The following is a 23,053-nucleotide window of genomic DNA, read 5'->3' as shown; positions in this document are numbered from 1 at the left end:
AGGAATATTCATGAAAAGTAAATATGTTATGATTAGTGGCTTTGCATTTAGTGAAGAAAGTGACATGGAAAAGCTGAGAAATTATGCAAGGGAAGGCTGGATATTAGAAGATATAGTAGCAGGACTGTTTTATAAATTAAAAAGAGATGAACCAAAAGATATAGTATATAGTTTAGATTATCAAAGCGAAGCAAATGAAGAGTATTTTAATTTATTTATTGAATCAGGATGGAAACCCGTTATTTCTGTAGGCAACGAAATGCACATTTTTTCAGCACAAGCTGGGAGTAACCCTATTTATAGTGATTGCCAATCGGAAATAGAAAAATATATAAGAATGAAAAGACAAGCAAAAAAGGGAACACTTTATTCTTTAATAGTAGCTGTTGCTCTTATAGCTTTACTAGTTATTTCTGTAATTACTATAAGACCTATATTTCTAATTGTTTTTGGATTATTAATATTAGATATTTTTGTGTTTATTTTTAACTTCATGCCGTATATTGCATATAATTCTAGAATAAAGCAAATAAGAAAAAATGGTAGGTGTAGTTTAAATAATGGTTTGTGGAAAGTAAATGTATTTTCAGGTAGTGTTTTTCTGATATTAGGTATAGAAAATTTAATTGAGAAAAAATATTTTTCAATATTCTATATTATATTAGGTGCTTTTTTCATCATTTCAAGTTTAAATGGCTATAAGAAAGAGAAGAAATGTCCATAGATAATAGCAATTATTAGAGCCATGAGAATCATGGCTCTAATATGTTATGAATAATAACATTTATGAACTTAACAAACTTCTTAAGCTATAACAAGTTTCCCAGCTTTAAGGTTAAGTATAACATCTGATTGATCTGCTACATCACTTGAATGAGTAACTACAATAATACATTTGTTATTTTCATGAGCCAAGGTTTTAAATATTTTTATTATCTCAATGGCTGTATCATGATCAAGATTTCCTGTTGGCTCGTCTGCAAATATTAAGTCGCCTTCTGTGGCTATGGCACGAGCTATAGCAACCCTCTGCTGCTGTCCACCGCTTAGCTTTAATACGTTTCTATTGGTTTCCTCCTTTGTTAAACCCATCTTTTCTAATAAATCATAAGCCTCTTGTTTTCTATTTTCTATTTTATTTTTAGTTATTTCCATTGCTGTTAAAACATTTTGTAAGGATGTCATATATGGTATAAGATTATAGGATTGAAATACTATTCCTATATTTTTATTTCTAAAGTTAGTTAATCCTATATTATTAATATTTTTATCATCATATAGTATCTCTCCAGATTTAGGTATGTCCAAACCACTAGCTAAAGCAAGGAATGTTGTTTTCCCAGAGCCAGAAGAACCAAGTATGGTATAAAACTTTCCTTTTTCAAAACTAAAATCTATCTGTTTCAAAATTGATGATTTTTTTGAACCATCCTGATAATGATAACTCACATTTTTAAATTTTAATACTGTATCCATTTTTACATCTCCCTATTCATTTTTAGATAAAATCGTTTTTGGATTAAACCTAATTATTGATATTGTTGGAATAGCTGTTGCTAAAATTACGATTAGGAATCCAATTAAATATAATTTTTGAAGATCCCTTGAGTTCACACCAACGTCAATTTTATCTATAGCATCAACCTGTTCATTCATTGTTCCTCCAGGTCCAATCATCACCACTCCTGAGGTTGAAGGTTGTGAATTTTTCTGATTTTCAGTGGCCTTTATTTCATTCTGTAATAGGTTAGTGCCTATTTTCTGTGCTACTGCATTCCCGGTAAATGTTGATATACTAAAAGCTATGCAAGCAACAATCATGGTTTCTACTAACAATTGACTAACAATTTTAAGTCTGCTTTCTCCCATAGACATTAACACACCAATTTCATATCTTCTGTCCTTAAGTGATAAAATTATTATGAGTGACAGAATTGCTGCGCCCGCAATGGCAACTATAATAACTATAGTTTTTGAAAATGATCCAACATTTTCGATAGGTTCCATCATCTGCTTATACAAAGAATCCTTTGCATCTAATTTATAATCTTCTAAATTTATACCTGAAGCTTTTACATCATTTTTAAAGCTTTCAACGTTCATAGGATCATCCATGTAATATACAGCACTTTGAATAGTATCTGTTTTCTCAGATGAGGAAGGGTCCAATTGTGATGTAACTGAATTAGGTACATATATTTTATTATACGGACTTAAAAATGTCATGGCATCCATCATAGGATCTGATTTAACTTTTTCAGCTGTATATATTCCTACCACTTCTAATTCCAGAGTGTTTTCTCCTTGTAAGCTTTTTACTTTTATTTTGTCGCCAAGCTTTAGATTGTTCTTATCTGCTAGTTTCTTCTCTATAACTGCTACATTTTTTCCTTGATCGCTTTCTGTTAAGTTTCTTCCCTCAATCAGCTTACTTTTTCCTTCAGTAAAGTCAGGAGAAAGCTCTGTATATAAATTCCCCTCTAATGATACATCCGGCTGAGCCATATCTGGAGGCCCACTAAATGATACCGCAGAGGAACTCTTATCATCCTTCTTATCATTTTGTTCTTTCACAACGGGTTTAAAATTATCTGACGAAACCATTGCTGAGGATGAGTAATTATATGCTTTAACATGTTCTAAGTCTTTTAATTTATCTACATCTTTAATAGTTAGTGGAGTTATGTCGACTTTACCACCTTTATTACCTGATTTAGACATTGCCTTTTCAAAATCAACACTAAGAGATACAGCCCCTCCAAGTTTTTTTCTAGCAAATTCACCTGATTTAACAGTAGCAGATCGTATTGCTAAACCAGCAAGGACCATATTTGCTATAATACTTAAAATTACAATTAATATTATAGTTTTTACTTTTCTTTTAGTAACACTTAATATTGCTCTTTTTATAAAGTTCATTATTATTCCTCCTATTTTTAATCTTTAGGCATCTGAAAATAAATAATAGGTCAAATATGGGAGTATTAGAGCGGGTAGTCATCAGATAACATAAAATAGACGAGACGAGTATTCTAACTTATTTATTTTTTGGAAGATGCCTTATTACATTATTAATTGTAAATTTGTATTGTGTAGTTACTATGAAGTCTAAGTGTTTTTAGCATGAAAAAACAGAAGCTTAATTGCTTCTGTTAAAAATAATTTTAAAACAAACTCCTAACTCGGTATTGCTTATTTTATACTCTATTTCATGAGCTTCAAATATGGTTTTTACAATATATAACCCTAAACCAGTACCACCAGTGCTTCTGTTTCGAGATTTTTCTATACGATAAAAAGGATTAAAGAGCTTTTCGAATTCAGTTTCATCTATATGTACCCCTGTATTTTCAATAGTTAGTACTACCTGATCTTTTTCTTCCCACAAGTTTATAAAGACCGTCTCATTTCTCGCTGAATGGGTAATTGAGTTATTAATAACATTAGATATTGCTTTTTTAATTAGTTTTTCATCAACCTGAACATAAACTTCTTCAGATATATTTAGAATTAAATTTATATCCTTTTCACTTGCAAGACAACTGAGATTTTTAAGACAATTATTAACTAGATAAGATAGATTTATTTCTGTGTATTGTGGCCTAAAATCATGAGATTCTAGTTTTGATACTTCAAGTATTTCTTTTACCATTGACTCCATATCTTGCAAAACTATTAAAGATCTATTCATATATTTATCTCTATCCTTATAAACGCCTATATTGCCAAGCATACCTTCAAGCTGACCTTTTATTATTGTAATTGGAGTTTTTAATTCATGTGAAATTGTAGCAGTAAATTCTCTTCTTTTCCTTTCAATTTCCCGTTCTCTTTCAATGTCATTCAAAAGTTTCAAATTAGTATTTTTAAGTTCATTCATAGTATGCTGCAAATTAGAGGCTAATTCATTTAAGCTTAAGGCGATTTCTCCTATTTCATCATCACTCTTTACCTCACAGCTTTTTTCAAAATCTAAAGCTGCCAGATGTTTAGCTGCATTATTTATTTGAAGTAATGGCTTAGTAATTATTTTTGAATATATAAATGCTCCTACCACTGATATAATAATCACTACAAGGCCAATTAAGGGGAGTAAATTTAAAATAACCTTTGAAGCTTCGTCTATTGGCTGCAGCGGTACTATAACATCCATAGTATATCTTTCATTATCATTTAAAAAAGTTATCTGCCTTGAAATCATATAGGTAGAAGAATGTTTATTATTACCCGAAATTGAAACGCTACCTGTTTGGAATGTATTCATGAATTGAGACGTATTATCTATATTACCTTGATCTAATATAGGCATTTCTATTAAATTAAATGGTAAGTATATAAGCCTTCCTATACTATCATATATAGTCAAGCTAACAGTATATTTAGCATTAAACTCATCAAAGTATTTTTTAGCGTCATTAATTGAAAGCTTTGAAACAGTGTTTTCTAGTTTATTCAAGCCTGTTTCAATATTACTTTTTTTATATTTATAATAATAGCTTGGTAGCAAGAAATATAGTATTAAATATATACAGATTGTTGAAGTAATTAGCAATATTGATGTGATTTTGAAAATTTTAAAAGTAATACTTTTTCTTATATTATTTTTCAAGTTTATAGCCAACACCTCTAATCGTTTTAATATAATCAACCTTTAACTTGTATCTTAAATTTTTAATGTGAGTGTCAATAACCCTAGAATCTCCATAAAAATCATAACCCCATAACTGATTCAATAACACTTCTCTAGTTAAAATCCTACCTTTATTTTTAATAAATATTTTGAGGAGTTCAAACTCCTTAGCTGTAAGTTCGATGTCTTTTTCACTGACCCTCACCTTAAAGCAGTTAACATCAATAAGGATATCTTCAAAATTCAGCCTTGCTTCCTCATCTATAGCTTTTGTTCGTCTAAATACTGCTTCAACTCTTTTAACTAAAAGATTAACTGAAAAAGGCTTTGTTATGTAGTCATCTACTTCTAGTTCAAAACCTTTTATCTGATCTTGTTCCTCTTCTAAAGCAGTTAACATTATTATTGGGACTTTAGATGTCTTTCTAATAATTTCGCATACAACAAAGCCATCGATCTTTGGAAGCATTATATCAAGAAGCACCAAATCAAATTTACCTGAATTAAATTTTTCAATGCCTTTTAATCCATCCTCAGCTACTTCAACAATATATCCATTTGCAAACAAAAACTCACGTATTATTTCCTGTATATCTAAATCATCTTCAATTACAAGTATCTTTTCATTCATGCTTTCACCTTCTTATATCAATTATTATAAAGTATGATTGTGTTTTTTATGTGAAGTTAAAAATTTTGAAAGTATATCCACTAATATTATGATTGACTTGTATCATAAATACAATTAACTATAACTCTTTTATATTTTTTGTAACCTACATTATAAGAAGGCATTTAAATAAAGAAAATAAATGTGAGCATTACTCAATTTCAGATCGTGAAATTTTAAGCGTTATTTTTTTAGCAGAATAGACGTTTCAATTCAAGATATCCTAAAAATGCCCTAGTAATTTTCTGTAATTTAGGCTTAAATAAATATATAGAGAAAATATATATTAGGAGAGTATCATGGTAAAGAGTAAAGAGTTATTGTTAATGAGATATATATCATTTTGTATATTAACCTTTCAGTTGTTTGTAGAAGCTGGAAATAAGAGTATAGAAAGTCTAGTTTTACTTCTATTATTTATTATAAATAATCATTTGAGAATATTTTATTTAGAAAAAGAGAGAAATGTTATTTTATCAATAATAATAGAGTTAGCATTTATACCATTGGCACAATTAAACTTTGGAGGAACTATTATTTTTTATTTAATAGGGGTATCCATAGATTTGTTTGCTTTGAAAAATAATATAGTTAAATATGGAATAGGTCTTATAATTTTATTTATTGGGATTTATCCGAAGTTTAGTGGACCCATTGAAGATGGTATTATTAATTTCGTTTTGCTTGGATTATTTTTTATTCTTTTAAGCTATATATCTAGACTTTATAGTACTAAGGTAGAAGCTCAGCAGCTTTATGATAAGCTTAGGGTTTCAGATGAAAAACTTATAGAAGCAAATAAAGAACTTGAAGGATATGTAGAATCCATTGAGGAATTAACCTTATTAAAGGAAAGAAATAGAATATCAAGGGAGATTCATGATAGCGTTGGACATACTTTATCTACTGCTCTGATTCAGTTATCTGCTATGGAAGCTATTGCCGAGAAAGAAGATAGTTCTATGAAGGATATGGTGGGAAATTTAAGAGCTTTTATTAGTGAAAGTTTTCAGGATGTGAAGAGAGCTGTAAGGGAGTTAAAGCCTGATGACTATGATAATTATCAAGGGATTTTAAGAATTCAGGAGGTATGTAAAAACTTTGAGAGAATGTCTGGAGTTCAGGTTAAAGTCATTATATCAAAGGATGATTGGAATTTATCAACTAAGCAGATTAATCATTTATATAGAATGACCCAAGAAGTTTTATCAAATTCTTTAAAGCATGGTAAGGCAACTATGGTTAAGGTTATTATGAATTTTGCAGAGGATGAGTTTGTAATATCATTTAATGACAATGGTGTGGGAACAGATAAAATTGTGGAAAGTGGACTTGGGCTTAGGAGTATAAGAGAAAGAGCAGAGGAAATAGATGGTTTAGTGGATATGAAATCTAGTGAGGGTAATGGATTTTTTGTTAAGGTTATAGTACCAAGGGAAGTGGAGGTGTAGGCATGGAGAAGATTAAACTTTTAATTGTAGATGATGAGAAATTAATAAGAGAAGGCTTGAAAGTAATGCTTTCAGTTTTTGAGGATATTGAAGTTGTTGGAATAGCTGAAAATGGATATAAGGCTTTGGAAGTTTGCAAAACCTCTGATGTGGATGTTGTTCTTATGGATATAAGAATGAAAGTTTGTGATGGTGTTATGGGGACAAGACTTATTAAGGAGCAGTTTACAAAGATAAAGGTCATAATTCTTACCACATTCAAGGACAAGGAGTATATACAAGAAGCTATGAGGTATGGGGCTTTTGGCTATATGCTTAAGGATAGTTCCCATGATGTGATCTATGAAGGGATAAAGGCGGCTTATAAAGGTAATATGGTAGTCCATCCTGATGTGGCTTTAGAAATGATGGGAAGTAATGGGGCAATCAAAAATGATATAGATAAGTATGGACTTTTGGAGAGAGATATTAAGATAATAGAAGCAATAGCTAAAGGATTAACCAATAAGGAGATTTCAGAAGAATTATTTTTATCAGAAGGAACAATTAAAAATAATATTACTAATATACTATCAAAGTTGAAGCTTAGAGATAGAACACAGATTGCAATTTTTGCTTTTAAAAATGGAATAGTGACTTAAGTCATTTATATAGTGACCTCAAGTTATGGTTATCCCCCTGGTAATATCTTATTATAATAGTAAGATAAGTCTAGGGGGTAATTTTATGAGCATTATAAAAGTAAAAAATATAAGCAAAAGATTTAATGATAAGTTAGTTTTAGATAATATTAGCTATGAAGTAAAAGAGGGCGAGATATTTGGATTTATCGGACCTAATGGAGCAGGTAAATCAACTTTAATAAATATTATGACAAGCCTTTTAACTCCAGACAATGGGACTATTGAAATATGTGGATATGATATTTTAAAGGAGCCAATTAAGGCAAAGGAATGTATGGGATATGTTCCACAGGAGTTAGCACTAATGGAGGATCTTAATGCTTATGATAATTTAGAGTTCTTTGGAGCTTTATATGGACTAAAAGGTAAACTTTTGAAGGAAAGAATAGCAGAGGCACTTAAGGTAACTGGTTTAGCGGAAACTAGAAAGCAAAAGGTTAAAAAGTTTTCAGGGGGAATGAAGAGAAGATTAAATATTGCAGTATCAATTTTACATCATCCAAAGGTGTTAATACTAGATGAACCTACCGTTGGCGTAGATCCACAATCAAGAAATCATATATTTTCTTTTATAAAAAATATATGTAAGGAGTGGGGTACTACAGTAATTTATACTTCTCATTATATGGAGGAAATTGAAGAGCTTTGTAAGAGAGTATTTATAATAGATTTAGGGAAAGAAGTATCCTATGGAGATAGAGAAGAGATTAAGGCTTCAGTTTTCTCAAACAATAAGGTAATTATTGAAACTCAAGATATAAGTGGAGAAACAATAATGAAGTTAAAGGATGTAGAAGGAATCGATAAGGTATCAGACAAGGATAATATACTTACTCTAACTATTGATTCAAAGTTTAAGCTAGCTAGTGTACTTTCTTTATTAGAGAAAGAAAGCATTAATATAAAGAAGATTAGCTATGAAGAAGCAAAACTTGAAGATGTATTTCTATCATTAACAGGAAAAACTTTAAGAGATTAGGGGGAAGCTAATATGAAGGCATTATATTATGTAAAAACTACCCTTAAGGGTATGTTTGCAAATGGAGTAGTTACCATAGCATCTTTTATCTTATTTCCTATTTTACTTGCTTGTTTTATGGCGTTTGTTGGAAGCACGATTGATGGAAATCCTCTAAAGCTTAAAGCATTAAATATTCAAATTATTGATAAGGATAATACTGAAACATCAAAAAGATTGGTGGAGTTACTAGAAAGTGATGATTTGAAAGAGGTTGTAAGTATAGTGGATAAAAAGCCAGATGTGGAATTAGTAATAAAAGAAGGATATGAGGAAAATATTTTATATTTAAATAAGGGAGATATAATTATTAATAAAAAAGTAGAAGGCATGGGAATGTCTACTGATACTTTAAAGGTAATTTTAGATAGATACCATCAGAGCTTATATGTATCTATAGCTGGTGGAAATATGGAGAGTTTAGACAAAATCATGGAGTCATCTGTAATTGAAGATATAACAATAGATACCTTAAAAACTAATAATCCCTATGAAAAAATATCAGCATCTATGATTGGATTTGTAGTTACCATACTTATACTTACTATGATTGAAAGTGGATATTCAGATATTAGTATAAATTTAGATAAAAGAATTAATGCGACTCCTATAACAAAATTACAATGTCTTTTTTATGATACTATAGCTTTGATAGTATATGTCTTTATAATAATCAGTGCATATGTAATTTTCTTTAGAGTAGCTGGATTAAGTTTTAAAGGAAACATTTTAGATTTAATGTTGTTAATATTAATGGGAACTATGTTGGTAGTATCCATGTCTAAAAGTATATCCACTATATTTGGTCCTAAGTATGGAAAAATAATAGGATCCATAATATTTATATTGCCATTATTAAGTGTTGAAATATTTATGGGTGAAGGAAACAAAATTGCATTACTAACGCCAACACATTATTTAAATAATGCATTTAATTTATATAATTTAAATGGAAATTTAGAAGGCTGTGGTAAATGGATATTAATAATATTTACGATATCAATTATTATATACTCTGCAGCAGTAATTAAAGAAGTAATTCAGGGGAGGAAAAAGGTATGCGCTTAATAAGATTAGTATTAATTAATATGAGAAGACAATTAAAAAGTCCATTTATGTTACTAATGACCTTAATATTTCCTGTTGTTATGATTTTAGTTATAAATGGTGGAGGTTTAAGTAATGGATCAGAAAGTATAGGAATTATAGATAAAAGTAATTCAAATCACTCTACTGAGGTTATTGAAAGGTTAAGTGAAGAATACTCCATAAGTACACTAGAGGGTCAGATAGAAGATAACTTTAATTTGCTTAGAGAAAATAAATTAGGTGCAATTTATGTTATAGATGATAATTTTCAAGATTTATTAGATAATGGAGAGCTTCCTAAAATTAAGTGTTATAGAACTGAGGATGCTAGTGGCTCTATAATGGCAGAAGATATTATAACAAACTATGTATCTGGAGTTGTTGAGGAAGAGGTAAGTGAAGGGCTAAGCACAAATTCTACCATTGCAGTTATTGTAGATGAAGAAGTAGACAGTAAAGATGACTATAGAATGACTGTATTAATGATATGTTATTTTATGATGATGGGTGGTTCTGTAATTGCCGGAGAAATAATTAAACTTAGAGAGCAAAAGGTACTAAAAAGAACCATAGCAACTAGTAATTCAGATGTAACTATTTTAGGTAGTTTATTTATTTCATCCTTTATAATTCAAGGAGTCTTAAGTTGCTTAGCTTTTATAATTTTAACTATCTTATTAAAGCTTCCTAACAACAATATTTCTCAAGGAATACTGATTATATTCCTAGGTAGTTTAGTTACAACATCTATTATTGTGGTAGTAACAAGATGGATTAAAAATGTATCTTTAGCAAGTCTATCTACAGTTGTTTTTGGACTGGTTACCTTTGGTTTAGGGATTTTTGGATCAGAGTTAGATTCATTTGAAAATATTCCAGAAATAATAACTAGAATTAGCGTAATATCACCATTTACATGGTTATTAAAAATAATAGATACAGGCAAAATTATTATTCCTATTTTGATTATATCTCTAATGTCTATTATGTTCTTTACAGCAGGAAGCTTCAGGTTGAGGGAGTTTGTTAAGGAATAATGTGGATTTAATAGACTTGATTTTATATTATAAAGGTAAGTAACACCGATTAAGGATTTAGTTAAAGAGGTGTTGAAGTGCAAAGTAGGCTCTATGTATGATGTATAATCATCGTAGTAGTTATAAAAACTATAATATAAATAATTTGACTTTTTATCATAATATTGCTAGTATTGTAATTAGGTATAATTTAACAAATTAAAATCATGAAATGATATGATCGGAGTGATTATTATGAAATATCCTTCTTTAAAAGTATTTTTATTTTCATAGCAAAGACTGCTATGAATAAATTGAATTATTAGCATATTAAATTGATTTTTATGTAGTCTTTGCTTAAGCAACTATATTAATTAGGAGGCGAAGATAATATGAAATTAGAATTTAGGGTACCTACAAAAAGTGATATAGATGATATTTTAACTTGGAAATATGACGGAATATATTCATTCTATGATAATGATATACAAAAGGAAAAAATAGAGTGGATAAAAAGCTTTGTTGATTCGGGTGATAATTTTTCAATTTATAATGATAACAACAAGCTAGTAGGGAATTGTTCATTCTATTATATTGAAGAATTTTTCTGCGTAGGTTTGCAAATGCGACCAGAGCTTACAGGAAAAGGTTTTGGTATAGAGTTTGCAAAAGCAATAATTGATTTTGGAAGAGAAAAATATAAATTTAATTATATTGATTTAACAGTTGCAAATTTCAATAATAGAGCTATTAAAGTGTATGAGAAATTAGGATTTAAAGTTATTGAAGAATTTGTTAATACAATAAGAGGAAATGATTATGATTTTTTAGCTATGAGATTAGTATTTAATGAATAGAAATATATTTTTTATGGCTATTGGATAAATTAAAAATAGTATATAAATGATTAGGGTAAGATAAGTTATATAAATAATTAAATTTAAGATAAAAGGTGCTAATCATCTGAGGATGGAGCATCTTTTTCTTTGTTTTTAGATTCTGTGTTAAGATGAATAAATTTAATTTGATATTTGAATAGTAAGTAAAGATATAAGTATCTAAAGAGAAATAGAGGGGAATAATAAATTATTAAAAGTATAAACTAAAAAGAGTTTAGTTATTATAGAAATATATAACAAAATCTCTGAAACCCTTGAGGCCACAACAACTAGTTAACTAGTTATATAGTTTCCTATTAATATATATAACTAGTTTAATATATAACTATTTATTATATGAAAATATAATTCTCTCCAAATTTTATCACTTTGATTAACCACAGAGCAAAAAACAAAGAAGGGAAGGAGATATAATGAAAGAAAGAAAAATAATAGTAGAAACAGGGTTTAACTTGGAAAATAGTTATGCCGGGCTTCCAAAAATATTTTTTAATACACAAAGCCCAAATCATGTACCTTTACCCAAATTGGTTGTGCTAAATTATCCGCTAATAAAATCTTTAGGATTAAATGCCGAGGCACTACAAAGTACTGATGGAGTAGATATACTTGCAGGAAACAAGATTCCAGAAGGTGCTGTACCTATTGCTCAAGCATACGCAGGACATCAATTCGGGCATTTTACAATGTTAGGTGATGGGAGAGCTGTACTCATAGGGGAACACATTACTCCACTAGGTGAGAGATTTGATATTCAGCTTAAGGGTTCAGGTAGAACTCCATATTCACGAGGAGGAGATGGGAAAGCATCACTAGGTCCAATGCTAAGAGAGTACATTATAAGTGAAGCAATGAATGCACTGGGTATTGCTACCACCCGTAGTCTAGCTGTGGTTACAACAGGTGAATCGATAATAAGGGAAACAGAGCTACCTGGTGCAATATTAACTCGTGTAGCTGCTAGTCATATACGTGTTGGTACATTTCAATACGCATTAAAGTGGGGTACAGTTGAAGAGCTTAAAGCTTTGGCTGATTATACTTTGCAAAGACATTTTCAAGAAGTAAAGGATAAAGAAAATCCATATCTTTTCTTGCTTCAGGAAGTAATCAAGAAGCAGGCTGAGCTTATTGCAAAATGGCAACTAGTTGGATTTATTCATGGGGTAATGAACACTGATAATATGACAATTAGTGGTGAAACCATTGATTATGGTCCTTGTGCCTTCATGGATGTCTATAATCCTTCCACTGTATTTAGTTCTATTGATATTCATGGTAGATATGCTTATGGTAATCAACCCAATATTGCTGCATGGAATCTTGCAAGATTTGCTGAGACTCTATTACCATTATTACATTCTGATGAAAATGAGGCTCTCAAGCTAGCGCAGAATGAGATTTCAAACTTTTCTAATTTGTATAAGTACAATTGGCTTTCTGGAATGAGGGCAAAACTTGGGATATTTAACGAAGAGTTAGAAGATGAATATCTAATTGAAGATCTTCTAAGTATGATGCAGAAGTACGGTGCAGACTATACAAACACTTTCTGTGCATTAACTAGTGACAAGATAGAGGATACTGTACTGTTTGGTAAAGAGGAATTTGATAAGTGGTATAAGCTATGGCAGGAGAGACTAACAAGACAAGAGGAATCAAAAATTTCCTCGAAGGAACTTATGGAAAAGAGTAATCCAGCAGTAATCCCTCGTAACCATAGGGTAGAAGAAGCGCTAGAAGTAGCAGTAAAACAAGGAGACTATAGTGTCATGGAGCGACTTTTAGATGCTCTTTCAAGACCTTATGATTACTCTAGAGAACGGGATTATTATTCTACATTGCCGGAACCATCAACCTGTCCATACCGAACCTATTGTGGAACTTAATAGAAAAGCAGCTAGTAAAATGCATTAAATTTTACTAGCTATTTTTATTGACTTTAACCCTAGACGAAAGTTTAGAATGATATTAATAAGAATATTATTAAGGGGATGAAAGCATGGGAAGTAAATATACTATCAGCGAAGTAAGTAAAATGTTAAATATAACTACTAATAAAATTAGATTTTATGAGAAAAAGGATTTATTAAAGCCTGTAAGAGAAGAAGATAATGAATATAGAAAATTTAATGAACAAGATATAATTAGATTACAGTCTATACTACTATATAGATCAATAGGATTAACTATTAGTGATATTAAAAATATATTAGATAATAATGAAAAGGAAAATTGTTTAGCACATTTTAATAATCAGTGGCAATTGGTTAATGATGAAATCCATAGGCTTAATGGCATAAGAAAATCCTTAGAAGATGTGATAGATAAGCTTTATGAAGAAACAACAGGATATGAAATAGACAATGAAATATTAGATATAATAAATAATAGCAATAAATTAAGTTGCATTAGAAACAATTGGAAAGATAAATGGGATTTTAATGATTGGGCAAAAACATATGATAATGATGTTATGGAAGATAAAGGCCAATTAAAAATATATAAGAATTATAATTTAATATTGCAAAGTATATATGATTTAGTCAATAATGCTAAATTAAAAAAACCAATAATATTAGAAATAGGAGTAGGCACAGGTAATTTAGCAAGTAAGTTTTTAAATAACAATTGTGATATAATTGGAATAGATCAATCTAGAGAAATGTTACTAGTTGCAAAACAAAAATACCCGAACTTAAAAGTTCGATTAGGTGAATTTTTGAAAATACCATATGATAATAAATACTTTGATATTATTATTTCAACATATGCATTTCATCATTTAAATGAAAGTGAAAAAGCTATAGCAATAGAAGAAATGATAAGAGTAGTAAAAGATGATGGAATAATAGTTATTGGAGATTTAATGTTTAAAAGTAAGGCTGATGAAAAAGATATTTTTAATGAATTATCTAAAGAACAAGTAGAAGAAATAGAGGACGAGTATTATTCACATATTGATTTTTTAGAAAATGAATTTAAAAAATATAATAAAAAGTTAGAGTATAGAAAAATAGATGAACTTAATTATATAATAAAAGTGAACTAGTATTTACAAGAAAGCATAATAAAAGAGGGTGAACATATGAAGACAATAGAAGTAGTAGCAGCAGTAATAAAACATGATGATAGAATATTTATTACACGTAGAGGATATGGTGATTTTGTTGATATGTGGGAATTTCCTGGAGGGAAAATAGAAATTGGTGAATCTAAAGAAGAAGCACTTATCCGAGAGATAAAGGAAGAATTAGAATTGGATATAAATATATCAGATTTTTTAACCACAGTAGAGTATGATTATCCTAGTTTTCATCTTATTATGCATTGTTTTATTTGCCAAATTTCTGGTGGGAAATTAAATCTAAATGCTCATAATGATGCTAAGTGGATTACTTTTGATGAATTAGATGGTGAAAAGTGGATTCCAGCGGATGTTTTAGTTATTGATGCTTTGAAGAATATGTGATAAAAGGGACTTAGCAAATTAAATTACTTTGCTAAGTCCTTTTACTTTATGAAGTAATGTATTCATAAATATCTTCTCTTACAGGTGTAATTAATTGATATTTAATCTATTTACTAATCCAGTTTCACTAGCTTTAATAATCTCATCTTTAATAACATTTTTATCACTTGTATCAATGGTTTTAAAGTTAATATTTGCTGTTGTATTATCTATGTCTGTTTTAGGTATAGTACTCATATTTACCTCACATTTAATATATATTTTAGTTAAAGCGTAAATAATTCATTAATCCTTATATTATAACATAAGTATATGATTATAGATTTTGCGATACAATGATATAATGTATTTAAATAAAACTTCTGATAACAAAAGTGGGCGTGTATTATGGATATTAGAGAATATTTGTTGTTTATTCAAAGTTAAGATAAAACTAATAAATAATTTATAGGGAGATGGCATTAAAATGGGTACAGAGTTTAGTTTAGTTAACTATTTAAATGAAGGAGTGGAAAACATTGTGAAGGGCGCAATGAAGGCCTCTTTCAAAAATCCAAAAGAGGCAAAATTCATTATGAAATATATTTTGGAAAGCAAAAAAGCTGCTAAAAAAAGAAAAATCTTTGAAGATAAAGGACAACATATTCCTCCTTTCCTAATCTCAAGCATCACTAGTAGCTGTAATCTCTTTTGTAAAGGGTGTTATGCTAGAGCAAATAATTCCTGTAGCGAAAAGTCAAATAAAGAACAAATGACTAGTGATCAATGGGAAGATATATTTAAACAGGGGAAAGAACTTGGAATTTCTTTTATATTACTAGCTGGCGGAGAACCTTTAATGAGAAAAGATATTATAGAAAAAGCTTCTCAAATTAAAGAAATTATTTTTCCTATATTCACAAATGGGACTATCCTTGATGAAGAATATATTAAGCTTTTCGATGCTAATAGAAACCTTGTACCTGTGATTAGTATTGAAGGCGATAAGAGCAAAACTAATGCTAGACGTGGTAAAGGAACCTATGAACTTCTCATAAATAGAATGGATTCACTTAAAGCTAAAGGAATATTGTATGGAGCTTCTATTACTATTACAACGGAAAATATCTATAACGTAACCAGCAAAGACTTTATATCAGAATTATATAACAGAGGTTGCAAGTTAGTAATTTTTGTGGAATATGTACCAGTAGATGCCTCAACTAAAGCTTTAGCACCAACAGATAAGGAACGTAGTTATCTTGAAAATGAACAAGCTCACCTTCGAAAATTCTATGAAGATATGATTTTTATTTCTTTTCCAGGAGATGAAAAGCATTCTGGTGGATGTCTTGCTGCTGGCAGAGGTTTCTTCCACATTAACACAAATGGAGGGGTAGAACCATGTCCATTTTCACCTTTTTCTGATACAAATCTGAAAAATTCTAGCTTGTTAGATGCATTACAATCGCCTTTATTTAAAAAATTAAGTGCAGCAGAAATGCTCGTTGGTGAACATAAGGGTGGCTGTGTACTATTTGAAAAAGAAGAAGAGGTAAAAAAACTTTTACTATGAAATGTTAAGTATAATTGTAGATAAGAGGTGATCATATGGAAAATGTAGAACTAACAAATATGGTTATGGTAATGGATAAAGTAAGTAATAAAGTTCTTGTCCAGAATCGAATTAAAGGAAGTTGGACTGGAATAGCTTTTCCAGGGGGACATGTAGAAAAAGGGGAGTCTATAGTAGATTCTGCTATTAGAGAAGTTAAGGAAGAAACTGGTTTAAAAATAAGTAATTTAGAAATCTGTGGTGTTAAGGATTGGTATAGCCCAAAGGATAACAAAAGATATTTAGTTTTTCTTTTTAAAACACATTCATATAAGGGAGATTTAATAGAAAATGGCGAAGAAGGAGATGTTTTTTGGTATGATATAAATAAGCTTCAATTATTAGATCTTGCCCATGGATTTGACAAGATGGTTAAAGTAATGTTAGAGAACAAGCTTAATGAGTATTTTATTACAGAAAATCAACAAAAATCTGGTTGGAATCATATAATAAAATAAATTAAGTACATAGAGGAGACTTACAATGAGTATAAAAACAAATGCGAAAAAATCAAACGTGAAAAAATTAAATGTGAAAAAGAAATATAAAAAGAAAAAAATTAATAAAAAAGTAAGGCGTTTAATATCAGTAGTAGTCATATTATTCATAGTATATACAGGATGTGGAAAAATCAAAGAAATATTTGATAAATCAAGTATAAATGATAATGAAAAAGAATTACAAGAAAATACACACAGAGATAAAATACCAGATGAAGTAATAAATTCAAATGATTTAACTGTACAAAATCTATTGAAGATGTCAAAAGATTACCCTGAGATTGGTACTATTCTAAGTAATTTAAGTTTGTATCCAAAAGAACTTTTGGAGCTAGCATCACGGAAAGCAGAAACAATAGATTTTGTAGCTGATTACCCTAACTATAATTCAGATTCAAATAAGCAAATATCTATAAAACAAGATTATAAAAAAGGAAAAATTCCATTGTTTATGCAATGGGATAAAAGATGGGGATATGAAAAATACGGATCAAACTTTATTGCTATTAATGGCTGTGGGCCCACGGCTTTAGCTATGGTAGCGGTAGGTCTTACCGGCAATACAGATATTAATCCAAAAGTTGTAGCTGATTTTAGTAGTGAGAATGGATATTTAGTTGATGGGATAGGATCAAGTTGGACTCTTATGACTGAAGGTGCAAAACAATTTGGATTGAATGGTAGAGAATTACCGCTAACTAAGTCTGAGATCTTAGATACTTTAAAAAAAGGACAACCTATAATAGCGAGTATGGGACCAGGAACATTTACCACAGATGGACATTTTATAGTATTAACAGGTGTTGATAGTAAAAATAATATAATAGTAAATGACTCAGATAGTATAAAAAGAAGTAAACAAACATGGGATATAAATGTGTTCATGAAAGAAACTGAAAATTTGTGGACTTTCACAGCTGAATAAATTATTTAGCTTATATAATATAAAATAAGTTAATTGGTGTGGAACTATTAATTATGTAGAAAAGAATGGTGTATGAAGTAGAAATAAGGTCTTAAGTGTAAAACTTAAGACCTTATTTTTTTCTATTATTTTGAGAATCTTTCTGGGTTCTTACCGATTTCATTGCATAAAGATGTGATTATGTTACAGGTGTTGGATAAATTTTCCTTATTGATTTTATCAGCGGTATCTTTATCTGTATGATAATTATCAAATGGGCCATATTCAAAATATGCTACTGGTATACCAGCTGATTCAAAAGCTACATGGTCACTTCTGTTACTTTCATCTCTTCTATTATCGTATTGGAAATTATTCATACAACTCACTGCTAAATCTGCAGTTAAAGAATCCTTAGAGCCATCCATTGTGTAAACACATAAATTATCACCGATACCAACCATATCAGCATTTATCATTGCAATTGTATTTTTCAAGTCATCACTATTTAAAGATTGAACATAATAATTTGAACCTACTAAACCTATTTCTTCAGCACCAAATGCAATAAATTTAATATTGCAATCAAGGTTTTTCTTGGATAAAACCCTTGCAGCTTCCATTACAGTAGATATACCTGAAGCATTGTCATTGGCAGCAGGTGTATCTACACCATCATAGTGAGCTCCAACTACTATAGTTTTAGCATCTTTCTTTTTAGATTTTAATGTTGCAATAATATTTTTTGATTTACTATCTATACACTGACTATCAACCTTTATTGTGGCTTTAAGGCCTTTTTCTGAGGTTATTATGGTTGAACTAAGATATTCTGCATCAGCTTTAGATATTGCAACAGCTGGTATTTTCGTAGGTTCAACTAGAGTAGCTGATATAGGTTCTTCACTATCAGGATCAAAAAATATAACGCCTACAGCACCCATTGCAGCAGCTCTTTCAGTTTTATTTCTAAATGTATCACCGCCACGCTGAATGATTACAAGCTTATCCTTTACTTTAGCCTTTTCTAAATCAGTTTGTGATCCCATATATCCATTAACAACTTCTGAAGCTAAGCCTTCTTTTGGAGTCTCTTTACTAAAGGTTAAGGTCTTAGATTGAACTACTTTACTTTCAGGTATATCAATTTTTACTTCTACATCATTACATTTAAATGCTGTTACAGGAAATTCTTGCTCATTAATAATAAGTCCCATATCTTCAAATTGCTTAGAAATATATGATGCTGCATCCTTTTCTCCATCAAACCCTGTTATTCTAGCATCATCTTTTGCTGAAAGTTTTTCTATCGTGCTATATATCCTATCTGCTGAAATATTCTTTGAAAAGTCTGTGAATTTTATGCTAGTTATATCACTTAGGCTAGAGGACTTGTCTTTAACACCATTACAACCCACAAGTGATGTTATAACAATTAAAGAACAACATATACTTATTATTTTTTTCGCACATTTCAAAGTTAATCCCTCCCAAAAGGTATTAGTAAATATAACTTTTATTTTAATTTTTAAATAGGTAAAATTTTAAGTAGTTCACTCCTTTCATTTACAACTAAATAATAATTATATAATATTTAGAGTAATTCAATTTATTTCCTTATGTAAAGTATATGAATATATTAACATTTAAATACATTTAGTTCTAGTGAAAAATTAAGCACACTAACACTTTTTATGGGGCTTCTTAAAATAAACTAATCTAAAAAAATGTTGAGGATGCCCATATATTATTAACGCTCAGTCGTTTCGGAATATTAATTTACTAAAGTATTTATTCAAGGAAAGATCTACAACACAACAACTCGTATACACTCAAACAAGTTGTGTTGCTTTACGACTTTACCATTCATAAATACTAAGTGATAAAATATTCATGGATGTTCTTCTAATAAATTAGAAGAACTAAGTTCGAATAACTAAATCCAAGATTTAGATTCTTACTTATGCAAATGGCATTCACTAACAATAATATAAAAGTGCAAGCTCAACATTCTATATAAGATTTGTGATATATTTTGCGAAAGCTCCATCCTAAATATTAGAAATAATGTTATAATATTAGTATAATTATTAACAAAAATAAGAATAAATTATTATGAAGTGGTGGAACAAATGAAAGAGCTATCAGACTTATTTAAACCCATAACTAATAATATAATAAATAAATCAGATACTTATAGAGAAGTTGAGCCATGTGATACTTTAAAGCCATATATAAGATGCTTTTGGGGAAGTCCAGTGCCTTATAGAAATAAGAAAATAACTAAAGAGGGGGATAGAAACAATATTGTGATTCCAGATTGTTGTATGGATATAATTTTTGATATAGATTATAGTAATAATAAAGTGAATAACCTATTTTGTAGTATAAATGATTCTCCTTTTTATACAGAAGAGGTTAAAACCTCAGCGTTGATTTCTACCTTTGGTATCCGATTTAATTTTTGGGCTGTGCATTTATTTACAGATAATCAATTGCCTAAAAAGTGTAATGAGTTTGCAATTGTAGACCAATATTTTATGGGTTTAAGAAAAGAAATTGAAGATATAGTTATATATTATCCCAAAATTGAAGAAAGAATATATTACATAGAAAAGTTATTGCTTAGAAGATTATTCAACAAGAATTTTAGCAATAAAAATTTATTAAATGGAGTATATTATATTTTAAAATCTAAAGGGGTAACTACAATATCAGAGATTAGCAATTATATTTCTATTAGTTCTAGACAGTTGGAGCGTATATTTGGAGAATATATTGGAATAACTCCTAAGAAGTGCTGTAGTTTAGTTAGATATCAAAATATATGGAAAGACATAGCTTTTAAGAGAGATTTTAATCTTAGGAATATTACTTATAGTTATGGTTATTGTGATCAAGCTCATATGATAAATGACTTTAAAAAATACCATGGAAACACTCCTATGAAAGCTATAAAAGAGTTAATTAAATAGAATGTCGCATTTTTACAATACTAAAGATGCTTAATGTATTAACATTAAGTTATGAAATAAAATTTGTGAGGTGTACTATGGAAAAGTTAAAGGTAAGTCAATTAAAAAATATAGAGAATCATATATTTAATAATGCTAGAGATATTGAAAAAGTAAAATGGAATTATCTTTTTAATAATGGAAGCAAAGAGTCTATAGTATCGGAGCTAATTAAATATCAAAATGAAGATGGTGGCTTTGGAAAGGGATTAGAGGCAGATATGTTATTACCATCATCAACAAGTATAGCATCTACTGAGGCTGTTTTTATCGCATATGATTATGAGCTTAATTGTGAAGAGTCTTGGTTTAAAAATTTATTAAATTATTTTGAAAAAACCATTGATGATACACCATCATTTTGGGAGAAGGTTCCAAAGGGAGTAGAAAACTTTCCACATGCACCATGGTGGACATATGCTCCAGATACAAAATTTACTCCTAACCCTTGTGCTGTTGTTGCTTCAGCTTTTATCAAGTATGGTAATGTTGTTCAAAAGGAGCTAGGTAATAAAATTGCAGCTAGATGTATAGAGTTTTTAAATAGTAATGAAGAGTGTTCAGACCATGATTGCTACTGCATACAAAGACTATTTATAGTTTTAAAAGAACTAAATTCTAACTTAATTAATGACGTAGCTATTAGGTCTATGGAAAGAAGAATATTAGATTGCCTTTGCATAGATGAAAATAAATGGATGGAATATTTGCCACAACCTTTGGATTTAGTAACTTCACCTGAGTCACAATGGTATAAGTTAGTTGAACCTTTTGTAGAAAAAAATTTTTCTTTCTGGATTAATACATTGAAGAAAGAGGGTTTTTGGCAACCTAATTTTTCATGGGGAGTAGATAGTGAAGTAGCTAGAAATGTTACTAAAATTTGGACTTGCTACATAGCTGTGAAAAGAGCAAGGATTTTTAAAGATTTTGGGCTAATAAATCTACATTGATTTTAAATTAATATGTAACTAAGCTTTGGATTTAATGGTGGTGTCTCGACTCCATCATTGAAATTCACGAAAACACATTGATATTGGTCAATGTGTTTTTATATTGTAAAATAATATAATAAATATATATGACAAATTGTACTAATTTCTATACACTCTCCTTTAGACTTATTGTTTGTACAGGATATATTATTTGATTCGTTATACTTTGGGTAATTATTTCTAATTGTTTGTAAAGTGACGTGGTATTAATAAACTTATATTTTTATGATAATATTATTATAAACGTATTAATTGATAAAATCATTGAAGGAAACTTAAGAGGAGAGAAAAATGAAATATCGCGAAAATATCAGAAATTCAAAAAGAATAATTATAAAAATTGGTACATCAACCTTAACCTATGACAATGGAAACATAAACTTAAGAAGAATTGAGAAAATAGCCATGTCAATATCTGACTTAATAAATAGTGGAAAAGAAATAATCCTTGTAACATCTGGATCCATAGGTGTTGGAGTAAGTAAAATGAACTTAAAGGAAAGACCAAAAACTATTAGAGAAAAGCAGGCAGCAGCATCTGTGGGACAAGTAGCACTTATGAATATTTATAGCAAACTATTTGGAGAATATGGCTATTCAGTAGGCCAAATACTTTTAACAAGAGACATTATAGAATGTGAAAGAAGTAGAAATAATGTTGCAAACACTTTTGAAACATTGCTAGAAAGCGGAATAATTCCAATAGTAAATGAAAATGATAGTGTATCTATAGATGAAATTGAAAACGTATCTAGATTTGGAGATAATGACAATCTAGCAGCAATAGTTTCTACTATTGTGGATGCAAATCTTTTAATAATACTATCAGATATAGATGGTTTCTATGACTCTAATCCAAGAACAAATAAGGATGCAAAGCTTATAAAAGAAGTGAAATCTATAACGGAAGAAGTACAGAATTTTGCAGAAGGTGCAGGAAGTAATTTAGGTACAGGTGGCATGGAAACTAAAATACATGCAGCCAAGCTTGTAACTGATAATGGCACAAATATGATATTAGCAAATGGAAAAGACCCAAGTAGACTTATTGATATATTAAATGGAGACGATGTAGGAACTTTATTTCTGGGAAAAGCAAGATAAACAAAGTATAAAGG

22 protein-coding genes are annotated in these 23,053 nt (G+C 29.5%); 16 read left to right on the top strand and 6 right to left on the bottom strand.

The genetic code is table 11. From position 1 onward, the window contains the following. Window positions 1-10: 10 nt before the first annotated feature. The gene (locus ABDZ93_RS15815) at window positions 11-724 is read left to right on the top strand and encodes a DUF2812 domain-containing protein (RefSeq protein WP_343827433.1); all 714 of its coding nucleotides are present in this window, start codon (window positions 11-13) and stop codon (window positions 722-724) included. Between the two features lie 80 nt (window positions 725-804). On the opposite strand, the gene ABDZ93_RS15810 is transcribed toward ABDZ93_RS15815, so the two are convergent. The 4 genes from ABDZ93_RS15810 to ABDZ93_RS15795 all read right to left on the bottom strand — a co-directional run bounded on the left by ABDZ93_RS15810 (window position 805) and on the right by ABDZ93_RS15795 (window position 5,261). Beyond that, on the bottom strand, window positions 805-1,476 hold the full coding sequence (locus tag ABDZ93_RS15810; RefSeq protein WP_343827432.1) for an ABC transporter ATP-binding protein: 672 nt from the start codon (window positions 1,474-1,476) through the stop codon (window positions 805-807). Between the two features lie 12 nt (window positions 1,477-1,488). Continuing rightward, the gene (locus ABDZ93_RS15805) at window positions 1,489-2,919 is read right to left on the bottom strand and encodes an ABC transporter permease (RefSeq protein WP_343827431.1); all 1,431 of its coding nucleotides are present in this window, start codon (window positions 2,917-2,919) and stop codon (window positions 1,489-1,491) included. Window positions 2,920-3,139: 220 nt separating this feature from the next. Next, window positions 3,140-4,456, bottom strand: coding sequence for a sensor histidine kinase (locus ABDZ93_RS15800; RefSeq protein ID WP_343827429.1), 1,317 nt, complete (start codon window positions 4,454-4,456; stop codon window positions 3,140-3,142). Between the two features lie 142 nt (window positions 4,457-4,598). Then, a complete protein-coding gene (locus tag ABDZ93_RS15795) occupies window positions 4,599-5,261 on the bottom strand; it encodes a response regulator transcription factor (protein WP_343827428.1) in 663 nt (220 codons plus the stop codon). 338 nt (window positions 5,262-5,599) lie between these two features. On the opposite strand from ABDZ93_RS15795, the gene ABDZ93_RS15790 reads away from it, so the two are divergent. The 9 genes from ABDZ93_RS15790 to ABDZ93_RS15750 all read left to right on the top strand — a co-directional run bounded on the left by ABDZ93_RS15790 (window position 5,600) and on the right by ABDZ93_RS15750 (window position 14,928). Then, window positions 5,600-6,751 carry a sensor histidine kinase gene (locus ABDZ93_RS15790; RefSeq protein ID WP_343827427.1) on the top strand — a complete coding sequence of 384 codons (1,152 nt, stop codon included), beginning with the start codon at window positions 5,600-5,602 and terminating at the stop codon, window positions 6,749-6,751. A 2-nt stretch (window positions 6,752-6,753) separates the two neighbouring features. Continuing rightward, window positions 6,754-7,392: a response regulator gene (locus ABDZ93_RS15785; RefSeq protein ID WP_343827426.1), complete on the top strand. Its 639-nt coding sequence runs from the start codon at window positions 6,754-6,756 to the stop codon at window positions 7,390-7,392. Window positions 7,393-7,477: 85 nt separating this feature from the next. Then, window positions 7,478-8,413 carry an ABC transporter ATP-binding protein gene (locus ABDZ93_RS15780; protein ID WP_343827425.1) on the top strand — a complete coding sequence of 312 codons (936 nt, stop codon included), beginning with the start codon at window positions 7,478-7,480 and terminating at the stop codon, window positions 8,411-8,413. Between the two features lie 12 nt (window positions 8,414-8,425). Beyond that, window positions 8,426-9,520 carry an ABC transporter permease gene (locus tag ABDZ93_RS15775; RefSeq protein WP_343827424.1) on the top strand — a complete coding sequence of 365 codons (1,095 nt, stop codon included), beginning with the start codon at window positions 8,426-8,428 and terminating at the stop codon, window positions 9,518-9,520. After that, complete coding sequence (locus tag ABDZ93_RS15770) at window positions 9,511-10,578, top strand: ABC transporter permease (protein WP_343827422.1); 1,068 nt, start codon at window positions 9,511-9,513, stop codon at window positions 10,576-10,578. Before ABDZ93_RS15775 ends, ABDZ93_RS15770 begins: the two co-directional genes overlap by 10 nt. A 371-nt stretch (window positions 10,579-10,949) precedes the next feature. Then, entirely contained in the window at window positions 10,950-11,414 is a 465-nt protein-coding gene (locus ABDZ93_RS15765; RefSeq protein ID WP_343827420.1) for a GNAT family N-acetyltransferase, read from the top strand. A gap of 455 nt (window positions 11,415-11,869) precedes the next feature. Continuing rightward, window positions 11,870-13,345, top strand: coding sequence for a protein adenylyltransferase SelO (locus tag ABDZ93_RS15760; RefSeq protein ID WP_343827418.1), 1,476 nt, complete (start codon window positions 11,870-11,872; stop codon window positions 13,343-13,345). 113 nt (window positions 13,346-13,458) lie between these two features. Beyond that, the gene (locus ABDZ93_RS15755; protein WP_343827417.1) at window positions 13,459-14,508 is read left to right on the top strand and encodes a MerR family transcriptional regulator; all 1,050 of its coding nucleotides are present in this window, start codon (window positions 13,459-13,461) and stop codon (window positions 14,506-14,508) included. Window positions 14,509-14,544: 36 nt separating this feature from the next. Further along, the gene (locus ABDZ93_RS15750) at window positions 14,545-14,928 is read left to right on the top strand and encodes a (deoxy)nucleoside triphosphate pyrophosphohydrolase (protein WP_343827416.1); all 384 of its coding nucleotides are present in this window, start codon (window positions 14,545-14,547) and stop codon (window positions 14,926-14,928) included. A gap of 90 nt (window positions 14,929-15,018) precedes the next feature. On the opposite strand, the gene ABDZ93_RS15745 is transcribed toward ABDZ93_RS15750, so the two are convergent. After that, window positions 15,019-15,165, bottom strand: a complete 147-nt coding sequence (locus tag ABDZ93_RS15745; protein WP_343827414.1) for a hypothetical protein — start codon at window positions 15,163-15,165, stop codon at window positions 15,019-15,021. Between the two features lie 229 nt (window positions 15,166-15,394). Between ABDZ93_RS15745 and ABDZ93_RS15740 the strand changes: the two genes are divergently transcribed. Genes ABDZ93_RS15740 through ABDZ93_RS15730 form a run of 3 tightly spaced genes read left to right on the top strand, consistent with a single transcriptional unit; the run spans window position 15,395 to window position 17,947 of the window. After that, a complete protein-coding gene (locus tag ABDZ93_RS15740; protein WP_343827413.1) occupies window positions 15,395-16,483 on the top strand; it encodes a radical SAM/SPASM domain-containing protein in 1,089 nt (362 codons plus the stop codon). Between the two features lie 35 nt (window positions 16,484-16,518). Beyond that, complete coding sequence (locus ABDZ93_RS15735; protein ID WP_343827412.1) at window positions 16,519-16,980, top strand: 8-oxo-dGTP diphosphatase; 462 nt, start codon at window positions 16,519-16,521, stop codon at window positions 16,978-16,980. Window positions 16,981-17,005: 25 nt separating this feature from the next. After that, window positions 17,006-17,947: a C39 family peptidase gene (locus ABDZ93_RS15730; RefSeq protein ID WP_343827411.1), complete on the top strand. Its 942-nt coding sequence runs from the start codon at window positions 17,006-17,008 to the stop codon at window positions 17,945-17,947. A 125-nt stretch (window positions 17,948-18,072) separates the two neighbouring features. Here ABDZ93_RS15730 and ABDZ93_RS15725 read toward each other — a convergent pair whose 3' ends face one another. Further along, the gene (locus tag ABDZ93_RS15725; RefSeq protein WP_343827410.1) at window positions 18,073-19,404 is read right to left on the bottom strand and encodes a DUF4910 domain-containing protein; all 1,332 of its coding nucleotides are present in this window, start codon (window positions 19,402-19,404) and stop codon (window positions 18,073-18,075) included. Window positions 19,405-20,058: 654 nt separating this feature from the next. Here ABDZ93_RS15725 and ABDZ93_RS15720 point away from each other — a divergent pair. The 3 genes from ABDZ93_RS15720 (at window position 20,059) to proB (ending at window position 23,039) form a co-directional block, all read left to right on the top strand. Then, window positions 20,059-20,901, top strand: coding sequence for a helix-turn-helix domain-containing protein (locus tag ABDZ93_RS15720; protein WP_343827409.1), 843 nt, complete (start codon window positions 20,059-20,061; stop codon window positions 20,899-20,901). 77 nt (window positions 20,902-20,978) lie between these two features. Next, window positions 20,979-21,893: a hypothetical protein gene (locus ABDZ93_RS15715; RefSeq protein WP_343827408.1), complete on the top strand. Its 915-nt coding sequence runs from the start codon at window positions 20,979-20,981 to the stop codon at window positions 21,891-21,893. 333 nt (window positions 21,894-22,226) lie between these two features. Continuing rightward, window positions 22,227-23,039 carry a glutamate 5-kinase gene (proB, locus tag ABDZ93_RS15710; protein ID WP_343827407.1) on the top strand — a complete coding sequence of 271 codons (813 nt, stop codon included), beginning with the start codon at window positions 22,227-22,229 and terminating at the stop codon, window positions 23,037-23,039. The last annotated feature ends 14 nt before the right edge of the window (window positions 23,040-23,053 follow it).

The organism is Clostridium subterminale, from assembly GCF_039521425.1.
Lineage (GTDB): Bacteria > Bacillota > Clostridia > Clostridiales > Clostridiaceae > Clostridium_J > Clostridium_J subterminale.
The sequence above is the reverse complement of the archived record's forward strand: the minus strand, read 5'-3'. Positions and strand labels throughout refer to the sequence as shown.

Bases quoted from the DNA above. Each gene is read 5' to 3' on its own strand.
- ABDZ93_RS15780 (WP_343827425.1), top strand. From the start codon at position 7,478: ATGAGCATTATAAAAGTAAAAAATATAAGCAAAAGATTTAATGATAAG.
- ABDZ93_RS15755 (WP_343827417.1), top strand. From the start codon at position 13,459: ATGGGAAGTAAATATACTATCAGCGAAGTAAGTAAAATGTTAAATATA.
- ABDZ93_RS15715 (WP_343827408.1), top strand. From the start codon at position 20,979: ATGGAAAAGTTAAAGGTAAGTCAATTAAAAAATATAGAGAATCATATA.
- ABDZ93_RS15720 (WP_343827409.1), top strand. From the start codon at position 20,059: ATGAAAGAGCTATCAGACTTATTTAAACCCATAACTAATAATATAATA.
- ABDZ93_RS15735 (WP_343827412.1), top strand. From the start codon at position 16,519: ATGGAAAATGTAGAACTAACAAATATGGTTATGGTAATGGATAAAGTA.
- ABDZ93_RS15740 (WP_343827413.1), top strand. From the start codon at position 15,395: ATGGGTACAGAGTTTAGTTTAGTTAACTATTTAAATGAAGGAGTGGAA.
- ABDZ93_RS15810 (WP_343827432.1), bottom strand. From the start codon at position 1,476: ATGGATACAGTATTAAAATTTAAAAATGTGAGTTATCATTATCAGGAT.
- proB (WP_343827407.1), top strand. From the start codon at position 22,227: ATGAAATATCGCGAAAATATCAGAAATTCAAAAAGAATAATTATAAAA.
- ABDZ93_RS15805 (WP_343827431.1), bottom strand. From the start codon at position 2,919: ATGAACTTTATAAAAAGAGCAATATTAAGTGTTACTAAAAGAAAAGTA.
- ABDZ93_RS15730 (WP_343827411.1), top strand. From the start codon at position 17,006: ATGAGTATAAAAACAAATGCGAAAAAATCAAACGTGAAAAAATTAAAT.
- ABDZ93_RS15785 (WP_343827426.1), top strand. From the start codon at position 6,754: ATGGAGAAGATTAAACTTTTAATTGTAGATGATGAGAAATTAATAAGA.
- ABDZ93_RS15790 (WP_343827427.1), top strand. From the start codon at position 5,600: ATGGTAAAGAGTAAAGAGTTATTGTTAATGAGATATATATCATTTTGT.
- ABDZ93_RS15760 (WP_343827418.1), top strand. From the start codon at position 11,870: ATGAAAGAAAGAAAAATAATAGTAGAAACAGGGTTTAACTTGGAAAAT.
- ABDZ93_RS15765 (WP_343827420.1), top strand. From the start codon at position 10,950: ATGAAATTAGAATTTAGGGTACCTACAAAAAGTGATATAGATGATATT.
- ABDZ93_RS15770 (WP_343827422.1), top strand. From the start codon at position 9,511: ATGCGCTTAATAAGATTAGTATTAATTAATATGAGAAGACAATTAAAA.
- ABDZ93_RS15795 (WP_343827428.1), bottom strand. From the start codon at position 5,261: ATGAATGAAAAGATACTTGTAATTGAAGATGATTTAGATATACAGGAA.
- ABDZ93_RS15775 (WP_343827424.1), top strand. From the start codon at position 8,426: ATGAAGGCATTATATTATGTAAAAACTACCCTTAAGGGTATGTTTGCA.
- ABDZ93_RS15815 (WP_343827433.1), top strand. From the start codon at position 11: ATGAAAAGTAAATATGTTATGATTAGTGGCTTTGCATTTAGTGAAGAA.
- ABDZ93_RS15750 (WP_343827416.1), top strand. From the start codon at position 14,545: ATGAAGACAATAGAAGTAGTAGCAGCAGTAATAAAACATGATGATAGA.
- ABDZ93_RS15745 (WP_343827414.1), bottom strand. From the start codon at position 15,165: ATGAGTACTATACCTAAAACAGACATAGATAATACAACAGCAAATATT.